19 protein-coding genes and 2 rRNA genes are annotated in these 24100 nt (G+C 74.6%); 4 read left to right on the top strand and 17 right to left on the bottom strand.

Annotated features, from left to right (window positions below; genetic code table 11):
• Nucleotides 1–138: 138 nt before the first annotated feature.
• From ACTWP5_RS27155 to ACTWP5_RS27135, 5 genes are all read right to left on the bottom strand, one after another.
• On the bottom strand, nt 139–705 hold the full coding sequence (locus tag ACTWP5_RS27155) for a hypothetical protein (protein ID WP_443223774.1): 567 nt from the start codon (nt 703–705) through the stop codon (nt 139–141).
• Complete coding sequence (locus ACTWP5_RS27150) at nt 690–1679, bottom strand: ParA family protein (RefSeq protein ID WP_443223773.1); 990 nt, start codon at nt 1677–1679, stop codon at nt 690–692. The genes ACTWP5_RS27155 and ACTWP5_RS27150 overlap by 16 nt, the downstream gene beginning before the upstream one ends.
• Before the next feature lie 648 nt (nt 1680–2327).
• Nucleotides 2328–4556 carry a tetratricopeptide repeat protein gene (locus ACTWP5_RS27145; RefSeq protein ID WP_443223772.1) on the bottom strand — a complete coding sequence of 743 codons (2229 nt, stop codon included), beginning with the start codon at nt 4554–4556 and terminating at the stop codon, nt 2328–2330.
• Between the two features lie 90 nt (nt 4557–4646).
• Entirely contained in the window at nt 4647–5291 is a 645-nt protein-coding gene (locus tag ACTWP5_RS27140) for an NUDIX domain-containing protein (protein WP_443223771.1), read from the bottom strand.
• The gene (locus ACTWP5_RS27135; protein ID WP_443223770.1) at nt 5288–6994 is read right to left on the bottom strand and encodes a CTP synthase; all 1707 of its coding nucleotides are present in this window, start codon (nt 6992–6994) and stop codon (nt 5288–5290) included. Before ACTWP5_RS27135 ends, ACTWP5_RS27140 begins: the two co-directional genes overlap by 4 nt.
• 350 nt (nt 6995–7344) lie before the next feature.
• On the opposite strand from ACTWP5_RS27135, the gene ACTWP5_RS27130 reads away from it, so the two are divergent.
• Nucleotides 7345–9156, top strand: a complete 1812-nt coding sequence (locus ACTWP5_RS27130) for a glycoside hydrolase family 15 protein (protein WP_443223769.1) — start codon at nt 7345–7347, stop codon at nt 9154–9156.
• A 236-nt stretch (nt 9157–9392) separates the two neighbouring features.
• Here ACTWP5_RS27130 and ACTWP5_RS27125 read toward each other — a convergent pair whose 3' ends face one another.
• The 8 genes from ACTWP5_RS27125 to ACTWP5_RS27090 form a co-directional block, all read right to left on the bottom strand.
• Entirely contained in the window at nt 9393–10526 is a 1134-nt protein-coding gene (locus ACTWP5_RS27125; RefSeq protein WP_443223768.1) for a glycosyltransferase family 4 protein, read from the bottom strand.
• A 279-nt stretch (nt 10527–10805) separates the two neighbouring features.
• Nucleotides 10806–12629, bottom strand: coding sequence for a DNA repair protein RecN (gene recN, locus ACTWP5_RS27120; RefSeq protein WP_443223767.1), 1824 nt, complete (start codon nt 12627–12629; stop codon nt 10806–10808).
• Nucleotides 12630–12702: 73 nt separating this feature from the next.
• On the bottom strand, nt 12703–13647 hold the full coding sequence (locus tag ACTWP5_RS27115) for an NAD kinase (RefSeq protein ID WP_443223766.1): 945 nt from the start codon (nt 13645–13647) through the stop codon (nt 12703–12705).
• Nucleotides 13644–14465, bottom strand: a complete 822-nt coding sequence (locus ACTWP5_RS27110; RefSeq protein ID WP_443223765.1) for a TlyA family RNA methyltransferase — start codon at nt 14463–14465, stop codon at nt 13644–13646. The genes ACTWP5_RS27115 and ACTWP5_RS27110 overlap by 4 nt, the downstream gene beginning before the upstream one ends.
• 7 nt (nt 14466–14472) lie before the next feature.
• A complete protein-coding gene (locus ACTWP5_RS27105) occupies nt 14473–14760 on the bottom strand; it encodes a hypothetical protein (protein ID WP_443223764.1) in 288 nt (95 codons plus the stop codon).
• 43 nt (nt 14761–14803) lie between these two features.
• Entirely contained in the window at nt 14804–15733 is a 930-nt protein-coding gene (locus ACTWP5_RS27100; protein WP_443223763.1) for an ABC transporter ATP-binding protein, read from the bottom strand.
• On the bottom strand, nt 15730–16785 hold the full coding sequence (locus ACTWP5_RS27095) for a FecCD family ABC transporter permease (protein WP_443223808.1): 1056 nt from the start codon (nt 16783–16785) through the stop codon (nt 15730–15732). The genes ACTWP5_RS27100 and ACTWP5_RS27095 overlap by 4 nt, the downstream gene beginning before the upstream one ends.
• A gap of 29 nt (nt 16786–16814) precedes the next feature.
• Nucleotides 16815–17801 (bottom strand): FecCD family ABC transporter permease, encoded by a 987-nt coding sequence (locus tag ACTWP5_RS27090; protein ID WP_443223807.1) that lies wholly within the window; start codon nt 17799–17801, stop codon nt 16815–16817.
• A 163-nt stretch (nt 17802–17964) separates the two neighbouring features.
• Here ACTWP5_RS27090 and ACTWP5_RS27085 point away from each other — a divergent pair, with 163 nt between their 5' ends.
• Together ACTWP5_RS27085 and ACTWP5_RS27080 are read left to right on the top strand one after the other, a co-directional pair.
• Nucleotides 17965–19053, top strand: coding sequence for an ABC transporter substrate-binding protein (locus ACTWP5_RS27085; RefSeq protein WP_443223762.1), 1089 nt, complete (start codon nt 17965–17967; stop codon nt 19051–19053).
• A 100-nt stretch (nt 19054–19153) separates the two neighbouring features.
• The gene (locus ACTWP5_RS27080) at nt 19154–20035 is read left to right on the top strand and encodes a siderophore-interacting protein (protein WP_443223761.1); all 882 of its coding nucleotides are present in this window, start codon (nt 19154–19156) and stop codon (nt 20033–20035) included.
• A 54-nt stretch (nt 20036–20089) separates the two neighbouring features.
• Here the strand turns inward: ACTWP5_RS27080 and ACTWP5_RS27075 are convergent, their stop codons facing one another.
• On the bottom strand, nt 20090–21127 hold the full coding sequence (locus ACTWP5_RS27075; protein ID WP_443223760.1) for an HAD hydrolase-like protein: 1038 nt from the start codon (nt 21125–21127) through the stop codon (nt 20090–20092).
• 60 nt (nt 21128–21187) lie between these two features.
• On the opposite strand from ACTWP5_RS27075, the gene ACTWP5_RS27070 reads away from it, so the two are divergent.
• The gene (locus tag ACTWP5_RS27070; RefSeq protein WP_443223759.1) at nt 21188–22534 is read left to right on the top strand and encodes a DUF1015 family protein; all 1347 of its coding nucleotides are present in this window, start codon (nt 21188–21190) and stop codon (nt 22532–22534) included.
• On the opposite strand, the gene ACTWP5_RS27065 is transcribed toward ACTWP5_RS27070, so the two are convergent.
• The 3 genes from ACTWP5_RS27065 to ACTWP5_RS27055 form a co-directional block, all read right to left on the bottom strand.
• The gene (locus ACTWP5_RS27065; RefSeq protein ID WP_443223758.1) at nt 22452–23252 is read right to left on the bottom strand and encodes a hypothetical protein; all 801 of its coding nucleotides are present in this window, start codon (nt 23250–23252) and stop codon (nt 22452–22454) included. The genes ACTWP5_RS27070 and ACTWP5_RS27065 overlap by 83 nt on opposite strands.
• A gap of 529 nt (nt 23253–23781) precedes the next feature.
• Nucleotides 23782–23899 (bottom strand): 5S ribosomal RNA (gene rrf, locus ACTWP5_RS27060).
• Nucleotides 23900–23994: 95 nt separating this feature from the next.
• Nucleotides 23995–24100: ribosomal RNA gene (locus ACTWP5_RS27055) — 23S ribosomal RNA — on the bottom strand; the annotation flags it as partial.

The raw sequence follows: 24100 nt of genomic DNA, 5'->3' as shown, positions 1-24100 counted from the left end.
ACATCGCGACGAACGCCCTCGTCGACAGGGCGCCACCGCGACAGGGCGGCATGTCGACTCCGGCACACGGCGTCGCCCGCCCGCCCGTGGCGGGCCGCGGGGAGTACGGGGTGTCGGTCGACGCGTCCCACGGGACGGCTAACGGCCACGGAGGCGGCGCACGAGGATGCTCGCCTCGCCACGGGACTCCAGGTCCGCGAGCACGACCGCGACGGCCTCCCGGACGATCCGGCCACGGTCCACCGCCAGGCCGTGCTCGCCCCTGAGCACGAGCCGGGCGTGCTCCAGGTCCATCAACTCCTCGGCGGAGACGTAGACCGTGATCTTCTCGTCGTGCCGCTCCCGACCGCTGGGGCGACGCGCCGCGCGGCCGCGGCGGGACGCGCTCTCCTGACCGCCGCCCGACGCCTTGCCGCGGGAGCGGGCCGCCCGCGTGCCCTGCCCCGGCACCGCCGCGTCGCGGCTGACGGAGGACCGTTCGGTCGCGGTCTCGGCGCCCGCCGTCTCCTCGCCGCCCTCACCGGCGGCAGTCGTCGCGGGCGGCCGCTGCTCGCCCGCCGGGCCCGGCACCCGGGGCGGGGTGCCGTCCCGGGGGGTGTCCTGGGTGCTACTCGCGTGCTCGGGAGGGGTCGAGGGCTGCACCGCGGCCCCTCCGGTACTACGGAACAGTTCGTCGGCCGCCGGGAGACTCACTCGGCGTGGCACCGGGCGAGCACCTCCCTGGCGAGCTGGCGGTAGGCGGCGGCACCGACGGAGTTCGAGGCGTAGGTGGTGATGGGCTCACCGGCGACCGTGGTCTCCGGGAAGCGGACGGTGCGACCGATCACCGTGTGGTAGACGTTGTCGTCGAACGCCTCGACGACGCGGGCGAGCACCTCCCGGCTGTGGACGGTGCGGGAGTCGTACATGGTCGCCAGGATGCCGTCGAGCCGCAGGTCGGGGTTGAGCCGCTCCTGCACCTTCTCGATCGTCTCCGTCAGCAGCGCGACACCGCGCAGCGCGAAGAACTCGCACTCCAGCGGCACGATCACCTTGTGCGCGGCGGTGAGCGCGTTCACGGTGAGCAGGCCGAGGGAGGGCTGGCAGTCGATGATGACGAAGTCGTAGTCGCCGAGGAGGGGCTGGAGCGCGCGCTGGAGGGTGGACTCCCGCGCGACCTCGCTGACGAGCTGGACCTCGGCGGCGGACAGGTCGATGTTGCTCGGCAGCAGGTCCATGCCGGCGACGGCGGTCTTCAGCAGCACCTCGTCGGGGGCCATGCCCCGCTCCATGAGCAGGTTGTAGATCGTGAGGTCGAGCTCCATGGGGTTGACGCCGAGGCCGACCGAGAGCGCGCCCTGGGGGTCGAAGTCGACCAGCAGCACGCGGCGGCCGTACTCGGCGAGGGCGGCGCCGAGGTTGATGGCCGAGGTGGTCTTGCCGACGCCCCCCTTCTGGTTGCACATGGCGATGATCTTCGCCGGGCCACGCTCGGTCAGGGGGCCGGGGATGGGAAAGTACGGCAGAGGGCGGCCGGTGGGTCCGATGCGCTCGCGGCGCTGCCGGGCGGCGTCGGGCGCGATGGTGGCCGCGTATTCGGGATCGGGCTCGTACTCCGCGTCGGGGTCGAAGAACTCCCCGTCGGAGAGGTCGTAGTCAGGGTAACGGTCGGTCTTGCCGGCCGTGTGGTCTGATGCCATGCGGTTCATCTCATGGCCGTCCGTGCTCTGATGCGCTGTCATGCTCGGTTGGCTCTGGTGGGTTGCGAATGTGTGGACAGCGACGGAGCCGAGGCCCGTCAGATCCGAGACTCCTAGATGCCTGTGAGGGACCCCTGGTTGTCCTTCCCCGGGAGTAATTGTCGACTCATTCACAAGTCGTCTTACCTCCTTGGGGACCAGGAAACTTCTAGACAGGGTCAGCGTTCACCATGCCGACGTTTGGCGACTCTATGGCGTGTCGGCGGTCCGCAGCAACACAATCCGCCGGACCGGCATGGATGTGTCGGGCGTCGAACATTCACTTGTCAAGGGCACAACCCTCTCCAGTGGGGCGATTCACCAGCGAGCGAATCGGCCGAAAAGCGACGTTCGAGGCGAGTCGATGGGTGGTCACCGTCTCCCCACCGGACGATCGCGCGGTCACGCCTCGGCCAAGTCCATCCCCCTGGTGTGACATTCGTGATGTTGACGTCGTAGGTTGACCAGTCGACCCGCGAACCCACGAGAGGCGCACCGAACGAGCCGCCGCCGGACGGGTCACCGCCGACGGCGTCCCGCGCTGTCCGGGCTCCCGGACCCTACACCACCGCCCCGCCGCGCCCGGCCGACGCGCGCGCCGTCGGCGCGTCAGGCCGGAAGGCCCCGGCCCGCCTCCTCCAGGCGTCCGGCGAGGCGCAGCCGCAGGGCGGCCTGAAGCTGCTCGTCGCCCGTCCTGCCGGCCTGCCGCAGCGCCAGCCGGGCCGTGCGCTGGGAGTCCTTCAGCCAGCCGGCGAGGCGCTGCACGAGCGCCGCCTCGGCGAGCGCCTCCGCCTGCGCGTGAACGTCCCCCAGCCGCCGGTAGGCCGCGGCCGACGCCCGCCAGGAGCGCAGCGCCTCCTGCCAGTTCGCGACGCGCCCGAGCACGGTGCCGATCCGGCCGTGGAGCCGCGCGGCACCGGCCAGGTCGCCGCGGGACTGCGCGTGGGCCAACGCCCTGCCGTACCAGTCGGCGGCCCGCTGCCAGTCCCCGAGGTCGGCGTAGGTGTCGCCGAGGGAGATCAGGGCGCGGCCCGCCGCCGGGTCGGGGTCGCGGTGGGTTCTGGCGGCCTCCAGCGCCGCGCGGTAGCGATCGAGCGCCTCGGTGGGGCGGCCGGCGCCGGCGTCGAGGTCGCCGAGGCTCAGCAGGGCCGTCGCCTGCTCTCGGGGCAGCCGCTGACGTTCGGTGACCCCGAGGACGAGTTCGTTCAGGCGGTAGAGGTCGGGGGCGGCGTCGTCCTCGCCGCGGTGGGTCACCAGGGCCCTGCCCAGCGCCGCGATCAGCCGCCGGGCCAGGGTGTCGAGCTCCCCGTCGGTGGCGGCCAGGCGGGCGGCGGCGAGCAGTTCGGGCCGACGGGCGGCCAGCCAGGCGTCGGCCGAGGCGGCACTGCCGAAGCGCAGCGTCGCCGGGAGCGACGCCAGCCAGGTGCGCGCCGGGGTGCCGGGCGGCTCGGTGACAGCCTCGCAGGCGCGCAGCAGCGTCACGGTCCGCTCCAGCATCCTGGCCTGGGCCAGGAGGGCGTCGGCGGACTTCTCCCGCGTCCGCAGCAGCGCCGTGAGCAGCGGGTGCAGGCAGCCGGGGACACGGTAGGAGGGCTCGGCGGCGGCCGGGGTGCCGGGGGCGGGGCGCGGCCGCGTGGGATGGAGCAGGCCGGCTCCCGCGAGGTCGGCGAGGAGCGACCGCGCGACGTCGGTGGGGCTGCCGACGAGGGCGGCGGCGGTCTGGGCGTCGGCGATCCCGAGGGGCGCGAGCGCCAGCAGGCGCAGCAGCCGGGCGGCCGGGGTGGGCAGCATCGCGTGGACCATGCGGAACGCCCGCCGCAGGGGTACGTCCACGGCGGGGGTCGCGACGGCCGGGCCGGCCGCGCCGCCCGCCATCCCCTCGGGTCCTTCCGCCCGCGCCGTCCCGCTCGCCCCACTGATCCCGCCCATCCCGGGCATTCCATGCATCCCGCTCGTCCCGGACGCTCCACCCGTCCTGGGCACCCCACTCGCCCCGGGCGTCCCGATCGTCGCCCCCACGACGGACTCCCCCGCCTCGTCTCCCACCGCCCCGGTGGAGTCACCGAGGTCGTCCAGGCCGTCGGCGGCGGGCTCGGCCATGCGGCGCAGGGCGTCGACGACGGCCGCCTCGGGGTGCGCGGCCAACCACCCGCTCACCAGCACCAGCGCCGCGGGCAGATGCCCGCACGCCTCGGCCAGCCGCTCCGCGGCCGTGGGGTCGACGGTGACGCGGACGTCCCCGGCGCCGCGCGCCAGCAGCCGCACGGCCGGCGTGCCCCGCAGGCCGCCCAGGGTGCACGGCCGCACGTCGGGCACGCCGGTCAGCGGACCGTGGGACACCGCGATGACCAGGCAGTCCCGCGTGTCGGGCAGGAGGCCGTCCAGCTGCGTGCCCGAGGCCACGTCGTCCAGCAGCAGCACCGTGCGCCGTCGGTCGAGCGCCTCGCGCAGTTCGGCGGTGAGGTCGTCCTCGTCCGCGCCGGCGGGTGCCCCGAGGCCGAGGTGACCCAACAGCTCGCGGACGGTGCGCTCGGTGGTGACCGGGCGCCCGTCCGGGTCGGTCAGCCGGGCGCGCAGCAGGCCGTCGGGGTACGCGCCCGAGGCGAGCATCCGGCCGGCGAACTCCTCGGCCAGCGCGGTCCGCCCGCTGCCGGGCCGCCCGGCCACCAGCAGCACGCGGGCGCGGGGGACGGGACGGCCCGCCAGGGTGTCCAGGCCGGCCCGTTCCACGTCGGCATGGAGCGCGGCCAACTCCTCGCGGCGGCCGAGCAGGGCCGTCGTGACGGTGGCGCTCGCCTGCTCGCCTGCCCGCTCCGTCACGGTGCCCTCCTCGCTCACGGAGTGAGCGTATGCCAGTGCGCCCCTGATGGCAGGTCAGGACACGTCAACGCGACGGTTCCGCGGCCGCGCGGGCGCCCGCGCCCCGCCTCAGGCGGGGTAGGGGCGGGCCAGCCAGGGGGCGTCGGCCGGGCGGAGCGCCTCCAGACCGTCCCCGGCGCGGGCGGCCTGGAGGGCGAGCACGCCCACGGCGAGGCAGTTGTTGTGCAGGCGTCCGGCGAGGACGCCCCCGACCAGCTCCGCCAGCGGCACACGGGCGTGACGCATGACGGCCTCCTCCCCCGTCACCGCGTACCGCTCGCCCTCGGCCTCCGACAGCTCGCGGGCGAGGAAGACGCGGACCGCCTCGTCGCAGCCGCCCGGCGTCGTGTAGACGTCGAGCAGGACGCGCCAGTCCTCCGCCTTGACGTGGGCCTCCTCGTACAGCTCGCGCTGCGCGGCGTGGAGCGGGTTCTCGCCGGGGACGTCGAGCAGGCCGGCGGGGATCTCCCAGAGGGTGTGCCGCACGGGGTGGCGGTACTGCTCGATGACGACGACGCGGTCCCGCTCGTCGAGCGCGACGACGGCGACCGATCCGGGGTGGACCTGGTAGTCACGGGGGGAGGTGGTGCCGTCGGGCATCACCACCTGGTCGGTCCTGACGCTCGTCTTGTTGCCGGTGAACGGGACCGTCGTGGTGGTGACGGGCCAGCTGGCGGGGGCGTCGGCGAGGGGCTTCCCCTCCGGATGGGTCATGGCGCCGGTGTCCTCGCGTCGGCCGCCGGGGCGGTGGCGGTGGCCGGCTTGTCGGCGTGCGTGTCGCGCAGCCGGACGGCCGCCTCGACCAGCCCCGCGAAGAGCGGATGGGGGCGGGTCGGGCGCGACCTGAGCTCCGGATGAGCCTGGGTCGCGACCAGGTAGGGGTGGACCTCGCGCGGGTACTCGACGAACTCCACGAGCCGGTTGTCCGGCGAGGTCCCGGAGAAGACCACGCCGGCCTTCTTCTCCAGCTCCGCCCGGTAGGAGTTGTTGACCTCGTACCGGTGGCGGTGGCGCTCCTCGACGTACGGCTCGCCGCCGTAGACCTCGCGGACGATGGAGCCCTCGGCGAGCTTGGCCGGATACAGGCCCAGCCGCATCGTGCCCCCCATGTCGCCGTCGCCCGAGACGATGTCGAGCTGCTCGGCCATGGTGGAGATCACGGGGTGCGCGGTGCCCTGCTCGAACTCCGTGGAGTTCGCCTCGCCGATGCCCGCGAGGTTGCGCGCCGCCTCGATCACGACGCACTGCAGGCCCAGGCAGAGCCCCAGCAGCGGGATGCGGTGCTCCCTGGCGTAGGTGATCGCGGCGATCTTGCCCTCCACGCCGCGCTCGCCGAAGCCGCCGGGGATGCAGACGGCGTCGCAGTCCGCGAGCAGCCGGGCGGCGCCGCCGGGGGCCCGGCAGTCGTCGGAGGTGACCCACTTGATCCGCACGCGGGCGTTGTTGGCGAAGCCGCCGGCCCGCAGGGCCTCGATCACCGACAGGTACGCGTCGGGCAGGTCGATGTACTTGCCGACCAGCGCGACCGTGACCTCGTGCTCGGGGTGGTGGACCCTGCGCAGCAGGTCGTTCCACTGGGTCCAGTTCACGTCGCGGAACGGCAGGTCCAGGCGGCGCACCACGTACGCGTCGAGGCCCTCGCCGTGGAGCACGCGCGGGATGTCGTAGATCGACTTGGCGTCGATGGCGGCCACCACCGCGGCCTCCTCGACGTCGCACATGAGGGAGACCTTGCGCTTGATCGCGGCGGGCACGTCGCGGTCGGCTCGCAGCACGATCGCGTCGGGCTGGATGCCGATGTTCCGCAGGGCGGCGACCGAGTGCTGGGTGGGCTTGGTCTTCAGCTCACCGGAGGGGCCGATGTAGGGCAGGAGGGAGATGTGGACGACGAAGACGCGGTCCCGGCCGACCTCGTGCCGCACCTGACGGACGGCCTCCAGGAAGGGCAGGGACTCGATGTCGCCGACCGTCCCGCCGACCTCCGTGATCACGACGTCGACGTCGTCGGAGGCCATGCGGCGGATGCGGTGTTTGATCTCGTTGGTGATGTGCGGGATGACCTGCACGGTGTCGCCCAGGTACTCGCCGCGACGCTCCTTGGCGATCACGGTCGAGTAGATCTGGCCGGTGGTGACGTTCGCGCTGCCGTCGAGGTCGACGTCAAGGAAGCGCTCGTAGTGTCCGATGTCGAGGTCGGTCTCGGCGCCGTCGTTGGTGACGAACACCTCACCGTGCTGGAACGGGTTCATCGTGCCCGGGTCGACGTTCAGGTACGGGTCCAGCTTCTGCATGGTGACCCGCAGCCCGCGCGCCTTGAGCAGCGCTCCGAGACTGGAGGCGGTCAGCCCCTTGCCGAGTGAGGAGGCGACTCCGCCGGTGACGAAGATGTGCTTGGTCGTCGTAGTACTGGGCGGCATGGCCAAGAAGTGCTCCCGTGGTCGCGAGGTCGGATGCGCGACGACGTCCACCGGGGGTCCGAGCGGGGCGCCATCGGTGCGGTTCGGGGGTTGCGCTGCCCTCCGCTCCACGGGCTACCAGCGTATCAGCGGGCGCCCGCGCGGGGGCGCGCACGGCCAATCGTGCACTCGTGAGAGATCGGACTCTTCCCTTCATTATCCAACAAAGCTCTTCGTATACTCCACTCGTTGTCACGCAGCGGTCGAGCGGAACCCAAAGCCTCGTCGTATCCTGCTCGGACGCTCTGATGGGCGTTGGACAATGGCGTCCCACGGCACTCGGGGGCGCACTCCCTGCTGTTCGACTGGAGATGCAAGTGGCCGGGCGCATCGAGGATTACGGGCTCGTCGGAGACATGCAGACCGCCGCGCTCATCGGCCGGGACGGCTCCGCCGACTGGCTCTGCCTCCCGCGATTCGACTCACACGCCGTCTTCGCGGCCCTGCTGGGCACCGAGGAACACGGCTTCTGGCGGCTTGGCCCCGCCCACGGCCGGGACGTACCCCCGCCTCCCGCCAGCCGTCGCCGGTACAAGGGCGACTCGCTGGTGCTGGAGTCGGAGTGGGACACGCCCCGCGGCACCGTGAGAGTGACGGACTTCATGCCGCCTCGCGGCCGGGACGCTCCCCAGCTGATCCGCATCGTGGAGGGCATCAGCGGCCGGGTGCCGATGCGCTCCGCGCTGCGCATGCGCTTCTCGTACGGCTGGGTGGTGCCCTGGGTCCACAAGGTCGACGACCGCACCGTGGCGGTGGCCGGCCCCGACTCGGTCTGGCTGGACACCGACGTGGACACCTACGGCCGGAACCTGACCACGTACTCCGACTTCACCGTGGCGCCCGGCGACCGGGTGACGTTCGCGATCAGCTGGCAGCCCTCCCACAAGCAGCCGCCGCCGGTGCCGACGCCCGTGGAGGCGCTGGCCGAGACGGAGGAGTTCTGGCGGGACTGGGTGGCGCAGTGCACGTACCACGGCCCGTACCGCGAGGCCGTGGTCCGCTCGCTGATCACGCTGAAGGCGCTCACCTACGAGCCCACCGGCGGCATCGTCGCCGCCCCCACCACCTCCCTGCCGGAGGAGATCGGCGGCTCGCGGAACTGGGACTACCGCTTCACGTGGCTGCGGGACGCGGCCATCACGCTCTCCTCGCTGCTGCGGACCGGCTACGTCGAGGAGGCCCGCGCCTGGCGCGAGTGGCTGCTGCGCGCCGTCGCGGGCGACCCGCAGAACCTCCAGATCATGTACGGCATCGCCGGCGAGCGGGAGCTCGCCGAGGCCGAGCTGTCCTGGCTTCCGGGCTACGAGAACTCCCAGCCGGTGCGGATCGGCAACGGCGCGGCCGGCCAGCTCCAGCTCGACGTCTACGGCGAGGTGACCGAGGCGCTGCACCTGGGGCACATGACGGGCCTGGCCCGCAACGACCACGCCAACCTGCTCCAGCTCAAGCTCATCCGGTACCTGGAGGAGCACTGGTTCGAGCCGGACGAGGGCATCTGGGAGGTGCGCGGGCCGCGCCGGCACTTCGTCCACTCCAAGGTGATGGCCTGGGTCGCGGTGGACCGGACGGTGAAGCTGATCGAGTCCGGCGAGGTGGACGGCCCGCTGGAGCGGTGGCGTGAGATGCGTGACGAGATTCACCGCACGGTCTGTGAACGCGGTTACGACAAGGAGCGCAACACCTTCACCCAGTCCTTCGGATCCAAGGAGCTGGACGCCTCCCTGCTGCTCATCCCGCAGGTGGGCTTCCTGCCGCCGGACGACAAGCGGGTGATCGGCACGATAGAGGCGATCCAGCGCGAGCTGTCCACGCTGGACGGCTTCATCCTGCGGTACCCGACGGCGGGCGCGCAGACCGGCGTGGACGGGCTGGAGGGCGACGAGGGCGCGTTCCTGGCCTGCTCGTTCTGGCTCGCCGACGACCTGGCCATGATCGGCAGGGTGGACGAGGCCAGGAAGCTGTTCGAGAAGCTGCTGGCGCTGCGCAACGACCTGGGGCTGCTGGCCGAGGAGTGGGACCCGCGCCGCATGCGGCAGGTGGGCAACTTCCCGCAGGCCTTCAGTCACGTGCCGCTGATCGACACGGCGCTGCGGCTGACCGCCTCCGGCGCGTACGGCGACTGAGGCCCGCGCCGGACCGACACCTCCACGAGCGCGCTCGACGCGGGGCCTGTGCCCCGGGCCGGGCGCGCTCGCGTTTGTGTGCGCCGACGGCGCACGGACGCGCCCACGCGCCCCTGAAACGCCTCGACGCCCCCGGATGGCTCCGGGGCTGGACCCTCCCCGTTCGCCCGGGTGCGCGCCCCCACGCCCCGTGAACCCCGCCCTTCCACTCCGCCAGCCGGGGCGGAGCACGGTGCTCAGGTCGAGGGCGCGAGCTCGTCGTAGACGCTCAGCACCTGCGCGACCGTGGTGTCCTCCGTCGGCCAGCTGCCCGCGCGGCCACGGCCCGCCTCGGCCAGGGCCGCGCGGCGCTCGGGGTCGGCCAGCAGGGCGGCGACCGCCCTGCCGAGCGCCACCGCGTCACCGTAGGGCACGAGGACCGCCGCGTCCCCGACGAGGTCGGGCACCCCGCCAACGGCGGTCGCCACCAGCGGCACGCCGCACCGCATCGCCTCCTGCGCCAGGGGCGCCTGCGCCGCCCACCGCGCCGCGAACACCACGACGTCGGCCACGCCCACCAGGCGGGTCACGTCCTCACCGCGGCCGAGCAGCCGCACCGGCAGCTCCTCCCGCTCCACGCGCCGCCGCACCGCGGCCCGCCGCGAGCCCTCCCCCGCGACGACCAGCAACGGCTGCGGGCTCATCCCACGCCAGGCCCGCGCGGCGGCCAGCAGCGTCTCCAGCGGCGCCGGGTCCCCGTCGGGCTCGATGCGGACCGCGGTGACCAGCAGCGGCCGGTCGACGGCGCCGAGCTCCGCCCGCAGCTTGTGGGCGGACGCGACGTGCCGGTCCTGGTGGTCCAGCGGGGAGCGGGGCGCGGGCAGCACCACGGGGGCCAGGCGTGCGTCGCGGGCGCCGCGGCTGCGGGCCCGTTCCACGAGGTCGGAGGTGGCGCCGAGCACCACGGTGGCGGCCCTGGCCACCCAGAGCTCGCTCACCCGCCGCAGCTGCGCGTGGAGGCCGCGCAGCGCGGGCCGGGTGTGCCAGGTGACCACGAGGGGGACCCGCCGGCCGCGCAGGGCCAGGGAGGCGAGCAGCCCCACCCGCATCCCGTGGGCGTGCACCAGGTCGGCGTCGGCGCACACCACGCGCAGCAGACCGACGGCGGCCAGCCGGGACCGCGCGGTCACCGGCACGAACGTCGCCCCGGCCCGGCTGAGGTCGTGCCGCCGCTCGGCCGACGGCGGCGCGCAGACCGTGACGCGCAGGCCCCGCGCCACGAGCCCCGCCGACAGCGACCGCACGTGCGCCCCGGTGCCGGCGCTGCCTCCGCCCAGCAGCTGCACGACGTGCTGGGGAGCGCGGCCGTGCCCGGGGGCGGGGCTACTCACGGCAATCCCTCACCTGCCCCGTCGCACGCAGCTGTGCGTGGCTCACGGCTGTACCTCATTCGCTGGGAGTTCCGCTGAAGGTTCCGCTGCACGTTCCGCTCGGAGTTCTGGACGGTCCGGGAGTTCCCGGGGATCGGCTGGCTCGTTGGTGCTCTGGCCACGTGTCCGCCGGACACACACACGAGGTGGCATCCGAGACCGGGAGTCCACGACGTGGAATCGCGTCGTCCAGCATGCCAGCCAGTCCGCCCGCGCGACAGCGCCCGCCACCCGCACGGTCTACGCGGGCGCCGCGTCCCTCCCCGCCCCGCCGCCGTGGCCCAGCCTGGCCGCCGTGGCCAGCAGCTCCTCCGCGTGGGCGCGGGCGAGGTCGGAGTCCTCCTGGCCCGCGAGCATGCGCGACAGCTCCCGCACCCGTCCCTCGCCGTGGACCGACCGCACCCCGCTGCGGGTGACGGATCCGTCGCTGGTCTTCTCCACCACCAGATGCCGGTCGGCGAACGCGGCGACCTGCGGCAGGTGCGTGACGACCACGACCTGGGCGGAGTCCGCCAGCCGCGCCAGCCGGCGCCCCACCTCCACGGCCGCGCGCCCGCCCACGCCCGCGTCCACCTCGTCGAACAGGTACGTCGGCACCGGCGCGGCGCCCGCGAAGACGACCTCGACCGCCAGCATGACGCGGGAGAGCTCGCCGCCGGAGGCACCCTTGGCGATCGGGCGCGGCGGCGCCCCGGGGTGGGGGGCGAGCAGCAGCTCGATCTCGTCGACGCCGTGAGGGCCGAACGCCAGCTGGCGCCCGCCCACCTCCAGGCCCTCCTCGCCCTCGGGCGCCGGGGTCTGCCGCACGTCGACGTGGACGCGCGCGTGCGGCATGGCCAGCTGCGTCAACTCCTCGGTGACCGCGTCCGCGAACCGCTTGGCGGCCTCGCTCCTGGCCTCGGTGAGGGCCAGGGCCAGCGCCGCGAGCCGGTCACGCAGCGCGGCCTGCTCGGCGGCCAGGCCGTCGATGCGGTCGTCGTCGCCGTCGAGCTCGGACAGGCGGGCCGCGCTCCGCTCCGCCCAGGCCAGCACGGCCGCGCAGCCGTCGTCGGCCCGTCCCTCCCCGCCCGGCCCGTACGGGTCCGCGTACTTGCGGATCAGCTGGGCCAGCACGGCGCGGCGCTCCTCGACCGCGGCCAGGCGCAGCGGGTCGGCGTCCAGGCCCGCCGCGTACCCGGCGAGGTCGCCGGCGACGTCGGCCAGCAGGATGCCGACCTCGGCGAGCCGCTCGGCGAGCTGGGCCAGCGCCGGGTCGTGCTGCTGCACGGCGCTGAGCGCCCGCTGTGCGCCGGCGGTGAGCGTCACCGCGTCGGTGCCGTCGGAGTCGGCCGGGTCGCCCGCGAGCGCGGCGTGGCCGGCCGCGGCGGCCGAGGCCAGGGCCTCGGCGTGGCCGAGCCGCTCGGCCTCGGCGGCGAGCTCGGCGTCCTCGCCCGGCCGGGGCTCGGCGGCGGCGATCTCGTCGAGCCCGAAGCGCAGCAGGTCGGCCTCCTGGGCGCGTTCGCGGGCGCGGGTGGTCAGCTCGGCCAGCTCGCCCGAGACCTCCAGCAGCCGCCGGTAGCCCTCCCGGTAGGCGGCGAGCGGCTCGGCGACCGCGGCCCCGGCGTAGCGGTCCAGCGCCTCGCGTTGCCGGGCCGGGCGCAGCAGCCCCTGCTGGTCCGTCTGGCCGTGGACGGCGACGAGCTCCTCGCCGAGCTCGGCCAGGAGGGCCGCGGGCACCGTGCGGCCGCCGACGTGGGCGCGGGACCGTCCCTCGGCGGAGATCGTGCGGCTGACCAGCAGAGCCCCCTCGTCGAGTTCGGCGCCCGCCTCCCTGGCGCGACGGGCGGCCGGCGCGTCGGCGGGCACGGCGACCCGGCCCTCCACGACGGCGGCGGCGGCGCCGACGCGTACGAGGCCGGCGTCGGCGCGCCCGCCGAGCAGCAGGCCGAGACTGGTGACGACCATGGTCTTCCCCGCACCGGTCTCGCCGGTCACCGCGGTGAAGCCCGAGGACAGCTCGACCACGGCGTCGTCGATCACGCCGAGGTCCCTGATCCGCATCTCCTCCAACACGGGTACGACCATACGAGGTGCGCGGCCCCGAAGGCGACGGCGGTTCGTCCCTCGGCTCCTCCCCCGGCCGCCGTCCGGCGCGCGGTCAGTGCGGCGCGCCCCGCCAACCCGCCACCGGCAACGCGAACTTCGCGACGAGCCGGTCGGTGAACGGCGCGCGGTGCAGCCGCGCCAGACGGACAGGAACGGCCCCGCGCCGCACCTCCACCCGCGCGCCGGGGGGCAGTTCGGTGCTGCGCCTGCCGTCGCACCACAGCACGCCGTGCCCGGTGTGGCGCCTGACCTCGACGGCGAGCACGGAGTCGGGTGCGGTGACCAGGGCCTTGGCGAACAGGGCGTGGGCGGAGATCGGGACCATCAGCAGCGCCTCGACCTCCGGCCAGACCACGGGCCCGCCGGCGGAGAAGGCGTAGGCGGTGGAGCCGGTGGGGGTGGCGCAGACCACGCCGTCGCAGCCGAACGCCGAGACCGGGCGGCCGTCCACCTCGGTGACGACCTCCACCATGCGTTCGCGGGCGGCCTTCTCGACGGTCGCCTCGTTCAACGCCCAGTCGGTGTGGACGACGTGCCCGGTGCCGGCGTCCGCGCGCACCAGCACGTCGAGGGTCATGCGCTCCTCGACCTCGTAGGCGCGGGCGACGACGCGGCCGACCACCTGGTCGAGGTCGTCCCGTTCGGCCTCGGCGAGGAAGCCGACGCGGCCGAGGTTCACGCCCAGCATCGGCACGCCGGAGGCCCGGGCGAACTCCGCGCCGCGCAGCAGGGTGCCGTCGCCGCCGAGCACGATCAGCAGCTCGCAGCCGTCGAGCAGTTCGCTGCCGGCCCCGGGGTCGAGGGCGGTGGACGCGTCCCCCCGCTGGGGCTTCTTGACGCGCTCCACCTGGTCGGGCAGGGGGAGGTCCTCGGCCTCCTCGGCGAGGGCTCGCACGCCGATGCCGTGGGCCAGCAGCCCCTGGACGACGAGTTCGGCGCTGCGGACCGCGGCCTGGCGTCCGGTGTGGGCGAGCAGGAAGACGGTGCGTTGGGTCACTGCGGTCCCTCCGTTACGGCGCTGTCCACCTCGGCCGGGTCAAGGGGCGGCGCCCCGGCGCGCAACCAGAGAAAGTACTCGACGTTCCCCGACGGTCCCGGCAGAGGGCTGGCGGTGACGCCCCGCACCCCGAGTCCGAGGTCGGCGGCCCGGTGCGCGACGGCCGTGACGGCCTCCGCGCGCAGCCGCGGGCTGCGCACCACTCCCCCGCTGCCGAGCCGTTCCCTGCCGACCTCGAACTGGGGCTTCACCATGAGCACGAGGTCGGCGTCGGGCGTCGCGCAGCGGACGAGGGCGGGCAGGACGAGCCCGAGCGGGATGAAGGAGAGGTCCGCGGTGACCAGTTCGACGAGCGGTCCCTGGAGGTCCTCGGGCGTCAGCTCGCGCACGTTGGTGCGGTCCCTGACGGTGACCCGCTCGTCGGCCTGCAGGGCCCAGGCGAGCTGGCCGTAGCCGACGTCCACGGCGACGACGTGGGCGGCGCCGGCGCGCAGCAGCACGTCGGTGAAGCCGCCGGTGGACGCGCCGGCGTCCAGCACCCGCCGGCCGGCCACCCGCAGGCCGTGGGGGACGAACGCCGCCAGGGCGCCGGCGAGCTTGTGGCCGCCGCGGGAGACGTAGTCGGGCCCGGTGTCGTCGGCGCGGACCACGAGGGCGGAGCCCTTCGCGACCTGGGTGGCGGCCTTGGTGGCCGTGGTGCCGTCGACGGTCACCCGGCCCGCGTCGACGAGGCTCCTGGCCTGCTCCCGGGAGCGGGCCAGCCCGCGGCGCACGAGTTCGGCGTCCAGGCGAGCGAGGCGTCGTGGGGTCGCTGCCACGGGGTGTTCAGCTCCTGGGGCCGGGGCGCGGGCCGGGCGGCTGCTGGTCGAGGGCGGTCAGGGTGTCGCGCAGGGCGCGGTGTACATCCTCGTACACGGCGAGGTGTTCGGCGACGTCGAGGTGGTCGACGTCGGCCAGGCGGTCGAGCTGGGCGTCGACCCCCGGGTGCCCGGTGGGCCGCGTGCCGACGCCGAGGGGGGCGGCGGGCGGGCCGGCGGGGCCGCCGTCCGGCGGGGTGATGGGGGGCTGCGGACCGGGTGCGGGGCGCACCGGGGTGACGTGCGGGTCGTCCATGCACCCGACGCTACCGGGTGGCCGCCCCGTCACGGCCTCCGGCTCAGGCCCTTCCCGCGCGGTGACGCGCCGAGGGCACGACGAGGGGCGTGCCCGTCTCCGGGTCCTCGATCACGCGGCAGGGCAGCCGGAAGACCTCCTCGACGAGCTCGGCGGTGACGACCTCGCCGGGCGGACCCTCGGCCACGACCCGCCCGTCGCGCAGGGCCACGAGGTGGGTGGCGTAGCGGGCGGCGTGGTTGAGGTCGTGCAGGACGGCGACGAGCGTGCGGCCCTGCTCCCGGTGGAGGCGCGAGCACAGCTCCAACACGTCGATCTGGTGGGCGATGTCGAGGAAGGTGGTGGGCTCGTCCAGGAGCAGCAGCGGGGTCTGCTGGGCGAGTGCCATGGCGATCCACACCCGCTGTCGCTGGCCGCCGGAGAGTTCGTCGACGTAGCGCTCGGCCAGCTCCGCGACGCCGGTGTCGGCCATCGCCTCTGCGACGACCCGCTCGTCCTGCGGCGACCACTGGCGCAGCAGCCCCTGGTGGGGGTAGCGGCCGCGGGCGACGAGGTCGGCGACGGTGATGCCGTCGGGCGCGAGCGGGGTCTGGGGCAGCAGCCCGAGCATGCGGGCCAGCCGCTTCGTCGGCAGGCTGCCGATGGCCCGGCCGTCCACGAGCACGCTGCCCTCGGTGGGCTTCAGCATGCGGGCCAGGGCGCGCAGCAGGGTGGACTTGCCGCAGGCGTTGGGGCCCACGATGACCGTGAAGGAGTGGTCGGGGACGGCGAGGGAGAGCCGCTCGGCGATGACCCGCTGGTCATAGGCGAGGGTGACGGCGTCGGCGACCAGGCGGGAGCCGGCGGCGGCACCCGGGCCTGCCGGGCCTGCCGGGCTCTTCGCGCTCCGCGGGCGCTGCGGGTGCTGCGGGCTCTCAGGGCTCGTACGGGCGGTCACGGTCACGTCCTTCTCCGGGTTCGTCTCGTCCGTCATATCCGGCCCGTCCTGCGCTCGGTGACCAGCAGCCACAGCAGGTAGCCGCCGCCCAGCACCGCCGTGACCGCGCCGACCGGCAGCTCCCGGTCGGCGAAGCCCCACTGGGCGAGGAAGTCGGCGAGGACCATCAGCCGGGCCCCCATGACGGCGGCGGGCAGCAGGTTCGGCCCGGTCGCGCGGGTGAGGCGGCGCGCGACCTGGGGCGCGGTCAGCGCGACGAACGCGATGGGCCCGGCGGCTGCGGTGGCGCCGGCCGTCAGCAGGACGGCGCAGACCAGCAGCACCACCCGGGTCCGCTCGACCCTCACGCCGAGGGCCGCCGCGGTGTCGTCGCCCATCTCCATCATCCGCAGCGGGCGGGCCTGGAGCAGGATCGCGGGCAGGAGCACGCAGCAGCCGGCCAGCAGCGGCCAGAACTGGTCCCAGTCGCGGCCGTCCAGCGAGCCGGTCAGCCACAGCACCGCCCGCGCGGCGTCCACGATCTCGGCCCGCGTCAGCAGGTAGCCGTTGAGGGCGGTCAGGACGGCCGACGCGCCGATGCCGACCAGCACCAGGCGGTACCCGTGGACACCGCGCCGCCACGCGAGCAGGTAGATCGCGACCCCGGTCGCCAGCGCGCCGCCGAGCGCCCCCAGGGCGACCTGGCCGCTGCCGCCGGAGAACAGCACGATGACGGTGAGGGCACCGGCCGCCGCGCCCTGGGTGAAGCCGATGAAGTCGGGGCTACCCAGCGGGTTGCGGGTGACCGCCTGGAAGACGGCGCCGCTCGTCCCGAGCGCCGCGCCGACCAGCAGCGCGAGCAGGGCGCGTGGCAGCCGCAGCTCGCGGACGATGAACTCCTGCGCCGGGCTGCCGTTCCCCGCCAGAGTGGAGAGCACCTCGCCGGGGCTGAGCGGGTAGGCGCCGGTCCCGATCAGGACCACCGTCATGGCGAGGGCGAGCAGCGCCGTGACGAGCCCCGTGACGGCGGCGCGCGTGGGCACCCGGACCGACCTGCCGCCCGGGGTCCGCAGCAGCAGCGTCCCGAGCGTGCCGGAGGAACGCGTCACGACCCCGCCGTCGGCCTTCCCGACGGCCCTCACAGCTGCGCCATCCTTCGCCGCCGCACCAGGTGGATGAAGAGCGGGCCGCCGACGAGGCTGGTGACGATGCCGACCTGCAGCTCGCTGGGCCGGGCCACCAGCCGCCCGGCGACGTCCGCGCCGAGCAGCAGCACCGGGGCGAGCACCATGGCGTACGGCAGGATCCAGCGCATGTCGGGCCCGGTCAGCGCGCGCACGATGTGCGGAACCATCAGGCCGACGAAGACGATCGGCCCGCACGCGGCGGTCGCGGCGCCGCACAGCAGGGTGACGGCGAGCATCGTCAGCACCCTGGTGCGCGTGACGCGGGCACCGAGCGACCGGGCCGCGTCGTCGCCGAGGGCGATGGCGTTCAACGGCCGGCCGAGCGCGAGCGCGAGGAGCGTCCCCGCGGCGAGGAAGCCCGCCACCTGGCCGATCACGTCCCAGTTCGCCGAGGCGAGCGAGCCGACGGTCCAGAAGCGCATCCGGTCCAACGCCGCGGTGTCCAGCAGCATGACGGCGTTGGTGTAGCCGTAGAGGGCGGCCATGACGGCGGTGCCGGCGAGCGCCAGCCGCGCGGGGGTCGCGCCGCGGGCGCCGCCGATCGCGTAGACCACGACGGAGACTCCGGCCGCGCCGGCGAACGCGAACCACACGTAGCCGGTCAGTGAGGTGACGCCGAAGAAGCTGATGCCCGAGACGACGGCGGCCGCGGCGCCGGAGTTGACGCCGAGGATGCCGGGATCGGCCAGCGGGTTGCGGGTGAGGGCCTGCATGACGGCACCGGCCAGGCCGAGCGCGGCGCCCACCAGCAGGCCGAGCACCGTGCGCGGCAGCCGCATGTCGCGAACGACGACGTCGGTGTCGGTCCCCGTGTACGAGAAGAGGCCGTGCCACACCTCGCCCAGGGAGACGGACTTGGCGCCCAGGGCGACGCTGGCGAGCGTCACCAGCAGCAGGACGCCCACGGCGCAGGCGAGGCCGACGCCCCGGGCCACCACCCGCCGGGAGGGCCCCTTCTCGGTGGGAGGCGCCGACGGCGACGCGGCCGGTCTCACCACGGTCACGTGGCGCACCTCTGGCAGAAGTCGAGCGACATGGGGTTAGGTTAGCCTAACCTTCGCATCCGTCCGCATCCGCATCCGAGAGACACGTGAGACCACTGTGAGACCGACCCACCGCACCCCGTCGTCCCGCCTCCTCCCCACGCCACGCCTGTCGCGTCGCGCCCTGCTGGCCGCCGGCGGCGCCGTCGGCGCGGGCGCGTTCGTCAGCGCCTGCGGCGGCGACTCCGCCAACGACTCCGCCGCCTCGGGCGGTTCCGGCGGCGGACAGGGCGGCGCGGGCGCGTTCCGTTTCACGGACGACCGGGGCGAGACCGTGACGCTGGACGGCCCCGTCGAGCGCATCGTCGCCTTCATCGGCTCCGCCGCGGTCCTGGCCGACTACGGCGTCGAGTGTGTCGGCGTCTTCGGCCCCACCCGGGGTTCGGACGGCACGCCGGACCAGCAGGCCGGCGAGGTCGCCGTGGACCGGGTGACGATCCTCGGCCAGGAGTGGGGCGAGTTCGACCTGGAGGAGTACGCCCTGCTCGAACCGCAGCTGGTCGTGAGCAACATGTTCGAGCAGGACGTCCTGTGGTACGTCCCGGAGGAGAGCGCCGAGGAGGTCACCGGCCTCGCCGCCAGTGTCGGCATCCTCGTCGCCCCCACCGCCGACCAGCCCCGGGTCACCCTCACCACACCCATCGAGCGGTACGCCGAGCTCGCCGAGGCCCTGGGCGCCGACCTGTCCTCCGACCCCGTCCGCCAGGCCAGGACCCGCTTCCAGGACGCGTCGGAGGCCCTGCGTCGGGCCGCCCGCGACAACCCCGGCATCCGGGTGCTGGCCTGCTCCGCCGACCCCGACCTCTTCTACGCCTCCAACCCCGGCGCCGCCGCCGACCTGACGTACTTCCAGGAGCTCGGCGTCGAGCTGATCGTCCCCGAGGAGCTCGACGACCTCGGCTTCTTCCAGAGCCTGAGCTGGGAGAACGCCGACACCTACCCGGCCGACATCCTGCTGATGGACAGCCGCAGCGTGGCCGTGCAGCCCGAGGCCCTCGCCGACAAGCCCACCTGGAATCGTCTCCCGGCGGTCCAGGCGGGCCAGGTCATCCCCTGGCAGAGCGAGCCGCGTTACTCCTACGCCGGCTGCGCGCCGCTGCTGGAGGACCTCGCCGAGGCCGTGGGGTCGGCGCGGAAGGTCGTCTGACGCCCGCGCCGCCACCGCGGGCCCCCGCCCGGCGGCTCCGCCGTTCCCTCGATCCCGACCCGTCCTTCGACGTCACCTTCCCGAGAGGACCGACGACCTCATGACGGCACCCGCCCTCGACTTCTTCGACCTCCACGTCCTACGGTCGGCGCGCATCAGCCCCTCCTTCGTCCGGGTCACCCTCGGCGGTGAGGACCTGGCGCGCCTCACCTGCGGCGGCCGGGACCAGCGCTTCAAGCTGTTCCTGCCCCGCCACCCCGGTGAACGCGAGGTCGCCGTGCCCCGCGAGGAGGGCGCGGCCAACTGGTGGCCGGCCTGGCAGCGGATGGACCCGGAACGACGGGCCGTCATGCGCACCTTCACCGTGCTGGAGCACCGCCGCGACCCCGGCGAGTTCGACATCGACTTCGCGCTCCACGGCGACGGCGGCGCCGACGGCCCGGCCTCGCGCTGGGCGCGCACCGCCCGCCCGGGGGACCCCGTCACCATCCTCGGCCCGACCGAGGAGGACAACGTCGGGGTCGACTTCCGCCCTCCCGCCGACACCGCGTGGGTCCTGGTCACCGCCGACGCCACCGCGCTGCCCGCGGCGGCGGGCATCCTCGCCTGGCTGCCGCCCGGCACCCCGGCGCGGGTGTGGATCGAGGTGCCGTACGCGGCGGACCGCCGCGAGCTGCCGACCAAGGCCGACGCCGAGGTCACCTGGCTCCACCGCGAGGAACCCTCCGACGCGGCCCCCGCCTCCCTGCTGGACGCGGTGCGCTCCGCCTCCCTGCCCGACGGGGCGCCCTACGCCTGGCTGGCGGGCGAGGCCGGGAGCGTCACGGCCGTCCGTCGTCACCTGGTGCGCGAACGCGGCATCGACAGGAAGCGCGTCACGTTCACCGGTTACTGGCGCCGCGGCACCAGCGAGGACGACCTGATCGAGGCCGCGATCGCGGCGGAGGGCGGCGACACCGGCGAGGCAGCGCCCGAGGCGTAGCCGCGGGGCGGACCTCCGCCTCCCCTCCCTGGCCCGCCGAACCCGGTCCCGCGCCTACCAGCCGAGCCGCGCCAGGGCCTTCCCCGCGGCGAGCCCGCCGCCGTCCTCGGCACCCGCCCGGGTCCAGGCGGCGGCGCACAGCGCCCGCAGGCCGTCCACCGGGTCACCGCCGGGGCCGTCGAGCGACAGCTCCTCGGCCCCGGCCACCGCGTGCCAGCCGCCGCAGGCGAAGCCCTCGCCCTCCGGCAGCACCGGCGGCTGCGCCTCGAGCAGCCCGCGCAGGTCGGCCGCCACGAAGGAGGGCCGGTGGTCGGGCCGCGCGGCGAGGAGCAACGCCGGGTCCGTCACACCGGTCAGCACCAGCAGCGAGTCCACCTCCCCGGCGTGCGCGCCCTCGATGTCGGTGTCGAGCCGGTCCCCCACCACCAGGGGCCGGCTCGCCCCCGTCCGCAGGATCGTCTCCCGGTGCATGGGCGGCGCCGGCTTGCCCGCCACGACCGGCTCCCTGGTGCGGCCGGTCGCGATCCGCACCACCTCCACCGCGGCGCCGTTGCCGGGCGTGATGCCACGGCCGCTCGGGATCGTCAGGTCCGTGTTGGACGCGAACCACGGCACCCCCCGGCCCACGGCGAGGGCGGCCTCGGCCAGCACCCCCCAGGCCATGCCGGGGCCGCCGTAGCCCTGCACGACCGCCGTCGGCGCGTCGTCGGCGGAGTCCACGGGCACCAGGCCGCGTTCGCGCAGCGCGACCCGCAGCCCCTCTCCCCCGGCGCACAGCACCCGGGCGCCGGCCGGCACCCGCTCGGCGATGAGCCGCGCCACGGCCTGCGCCGAGGTCACGACCTCGGAGGCGTCGGCGGCCACGCCGAGCCGCGTCAGATGCTCGGCGACGGTCTGCGGGGTGCGCGCGGCGTTGTTCGTGACGTACGCCAGGCGCATCCCGCGCGCCCGCGCGAGGGCCAGCGAGTCCACGGCGTGCACGACGGCCTCGCCCCCGGCGTACACCACGCCGTCCAGGTCGAGCAGGGCCACGTCGTACGCCTCGCACAGCGGGCGGGTCGAAGCGCGAGGGGCTGTCACCAGGTCACTCATGCATCCGATCATCCCTCATGACCGGCCGCGTGGGAGCGGGCCCACCCTTACGATGCGAGGATGCGTGCCGACGGCCTCCAGCTGAGTCCCTTCCGCGGCCTGCGCTACGTGCCCGAGCGCGTCAGCGAACTGGCGGCGGTGACGTCACCGCCCTACGACGTCGTGGTCCGGCCCGGGGGCCAGCGCGCGTTGGAGACCGCCGACCCCCACAACATCGTGCGGCTGATCCTGCCGCGCGCCGCCGACCCCGCGGCGGGCCACCGCCAAGCGGCCGACACCCTGCGGCACTGGCGGTCGGACGGCGTGCTCGCCCACGACCCGACGCCCGCCCTCTACGTGTACGAGCAGCGGCCACCGGGCGGCGGCGCGCTCCAGCGGGGCGTGATGGGCGCGCTGCGGCTGACACCTCCCGAGGCGGGCGTCGTGCTCCCCCACGAGGACGTCATGCCGGAGGTGGTGGCCGACCGGGCCGCGCTGATGCGGGCGACCGCCGCGCAGCTGGAGCCGCTGCTGCTCTCCTACCGCGGCGACGGCCCCTCGGCCGCCGCCGACGTGGTGGAACGCGCCGTCACCCGGCCACCGCTGCTGTCGATCACCACCGCGGACGGCGCCGCGCACCGCCTGTGGGCCGTCACGGACCCGGCCGAGACAGCGGAGGTGACGCGAGACCTCGCGCGCCGCCGGGCCCTCATCGCCGACGGCCACCACCGGTGGGCCACCTACCTCCGGCTGGCCGCCGAGCACGGCGACCGCCCGCCGTGGCACACGGGCCTGGTTCTGCTCGTCGACGCCGCCCGCCATCCGCTGCGCGTGCAGGCCATCCACCGTCTCCTCCCCGAGACGACCGCCGACGACGCGCTGGCCCGGCTCGCGGGCGCCTTCCGCGCCCGACCGCTCGGCGGCTCGCTCGACGCCGCGCTGGCGACACTCGCACGGACCCCGGGCACGGCGTTCGTCCTCGCCGGCGCCGACGGCAGCTTCCACCTGCTGGACCGGCCCGCCCCCGCACTGCTGGCCAGGACGGTGCGGCCGGACCGCCCCGCCGCCTGGCGCGAGTTGGACGCGACCGTGCTCCACGCGGCGCTGCTGGGTGAGGTGTGGGGCCTGGCCGACGGCCCCGCGTCGCGGATCGGCTATCTGCACGACGCGGCGGCGGCCGCCACCCGCGCGAAGGAGACGGGCGGCAGCGCCGTCCTGATGCGGCCGGTGGCGGAGGAGACGGTTCGGAGTCTCGCCGAGGAGGGCGTGACCATGCCGCACAAGTCCACGTCCTTCGGGCCGAAGCCGGCCTCCGGACTGGTGATGCGCACCCTCGACGAGCCCGCTACGCCTCCCGCGGCTCCTCGTGCTCCTGCTCCGAGCCCGCCTCCGGCTCCTCCTCGGCGTCCGGATCGAGAGCGTCGATGAACTCCACACCCTCCAGCTCCGCGAGCCGGTCGGAGGCGTCCGTCGTGCCCTGCTGGTCGGCCTCCAGCGCCCTGGCGAACCACTCCCTGGCCTCCTCCTCCCGACCGACCGCGAGCAGCGCGTCCGCGTAGGCGTAGCGGAGTCGGGCCGTCCAGGGGTGCAGCGCGGGCGAGGCCAGCTCGGAGCTCTGGAGCGTGACGACGGCCGCCTCGGCCTGGCCCATGTCGCGCCGCGCGCCGGCCGCGACCAGCCGCATCTCCACCCGGCCGGCCTTGTCCAGTCGGCGCACCTCCGGCTCGCCCGCCATGGCGAGGGCGCGTTCGGGGCGACCGAGGCCCCGCTCGCAGTCGGCCATGATCGGCCACAGGTGGACCGAGCCGGACATGCGGCGCGCGGCCCGGAACTCCCCGAGCGCCTCGCCGTACTTCTCGACGGCGTACGCGGCGAACCCTGCCGCCTCACGGACCGCCGCCACGCGCGAGGCCAGCCGCAACGCCGTCCGGGCGTGCTCGTAGGCGCGCTGCGGGTCCTCGTCGAGCAGCCGCGCCACCATCACGAGGTTCTTCGCGACGTCGGTCGCCAGGGTCTTCGGAAGGCTCCGCAACTCCTGGCGGACGGCCACGTCGAGTTCCTCGCCTGTCACGTCGTCCGGGATCGGCGGCCTGCGCACCTGCTCCCGGTTCGGGTCACGGTCGCGCCGGTCACGGTCCCTGCGCATGTCCCGACCGTCGCGACCGTCACGACGGGGGCCGCGTCCGTCCCGCGAGAAGCCACCCCGCCGGTCCCGATCCCGATCACGGTCTCCGCGGAAACCTCCCCGGGCGCCCTCCCGGCGACCATCCCCACCGCGGCGGTCTCCTCGTTCCGCCCAGCCCGAGCCACCCGTCCGGGCGGGTCGACCGGAACGATCGCCCCGGCTGTCCGGTCGATCGTCCGACCGCCGACGGTACTCGCCGCGACGCTCCTCGCCACGCGGAGTATCCCGTCGGCGGTACTGGCCCTCACGGCCGCGGCTCTCGCTCCGGTCACGATTCCGGTCGCGGTCACCGCTCCGGCCCTGGCCCTGGCCCTGGCCCTGGAACGTGCCACGGTCCCGACGCTCCCGGCTTTCACGCCTCTCGGGCTCAGAATTCTCCCCGGATGACGAGGACGAAGACGAAGAGGACATCGCGACTCCTGTCGTATGCAAAACAAAAAACCTCTGGCTCGCCAGCATGTGTGCTGGCGAGCCAGAGGTCTCAATAATTGTTCGGCGGTGTCCTACTCTCCCACACGGTCCCCCATGCAGTACCATCGGCGCAGGGAGGCTTAGCTTCCGGGTTCGGAAAGATAACCGGGCGTTTCCCTCCCGCCATGACCACCGAAACACTCTTCTCAGAAGTGCTCCAAGCGAACAAGCACACTCTTCAATTAGGCCCACAAAAGGGCCGATCAATCTGTCATAGTGGACGCGAGCATCTGCGGACAAGCCCTCGGCCTATTAGTACCAGTCAACTCCACCCCTCACAGGGCTTCCATCCCTGGCCTATCAACCCGGTCGTCTACCGGGAGCCTTACCCCCTCAAA

This window comes from Streptomyces sp. 4N509B (assembly GCF_052245655.1).
GTDB lineage: Bacteria > Actinomycetota > Actinomycetes > Streptomycetales > Streptomycetaceae > Streptomyces.
Note: the sequence above shows the minus strand (reverse complement) of the source record. Positions and strands in the feature narration are given on the sequence as shown.

Excerpts from the sequence above, each read along its gene's own strand:
- ACTWP5_RS27150 (WP_443223773.1), bottom strand. The coding sequence starts at position 1,679 with ATGGCATCAGACCACACGGCCGGCAAGACCGACCGTTACCCTGACTAC.
- ACTWP5_RS27140 (WP_443223771.1), bottom strand. The coding sequence starts at position 5,291 with ATGACCCATCCGGAGGGGAAGCCCCTCGCCGACGCCCCCGCCAGCTGG.
- ACTWP5_RS27135 (WP_443223770.1), bottom strand. The coding sequence starts at position 6,994 with ATGCCGCCCAGTACTACGACGACCAAGCACATCTTCGTCACCGGCGGA.
- ACTWP5_RS27130 (WP_443223769.1), top strand. The coding sequence starts at position 7,345 with ATGCAAGTGGCCGGGCGCATCGAGGATTACGGGCTCGTCGGAGACATG.
- recN (WP_443223767.1), bottom strand. The coding sequence starts at position 12,629 with ATGGTCGTACCCGTGTTGGAGGAGATGCGGATCAGGGACCTCGGCGTG.
- ACTWP5_RS27105 (WP_443223764.1), bottom strand. The coding sequence starts at position 14,760 with ATGGACGACCCGCACGTCACCCCGGTGCGCCCCGCACCCGGTCCGCAG.
- ACTWP5_RS27100 (WP_443223763.1), bottom strand. The coding sequence starts at position 15,733 with ATGACGGACGAGACGAACCCGGAGAAGGACGTGACCGTGACCGCCCGT.
- ACTWP5_RS27080 (WP_443223761.1), top strand. The coding sequence starts at position 19,154 with ATGACGGCACCCGCCCTCGACTTCTTCGACCTCCACGTCCTACGGTCG.
- ACTWP5_RS27075 (WP_443223760.1), bottom strand. The coding sequence starts at position 21,127 with ATGAGTGACCTGGTGACAGCCCCTCGCGCTTCGACCCGCCCGCTGTGC.
- ACTWP5_RS27070 (WP_443223759.1), top strand. The coding sequence starts at position 21,188 with ATGCGTGCCGACGGCCTCCAGCTGAGTCCCTTCCGCGGCCTGCGCTAC.
- ACTWP5_RS27065 (WP_443223758.1), bottom strand. The coding sequence starts at position 23,252 with ATGCGCAGGGACCGTGACCGGCGCGACCGTGACCCGAACCGGGAGCAG.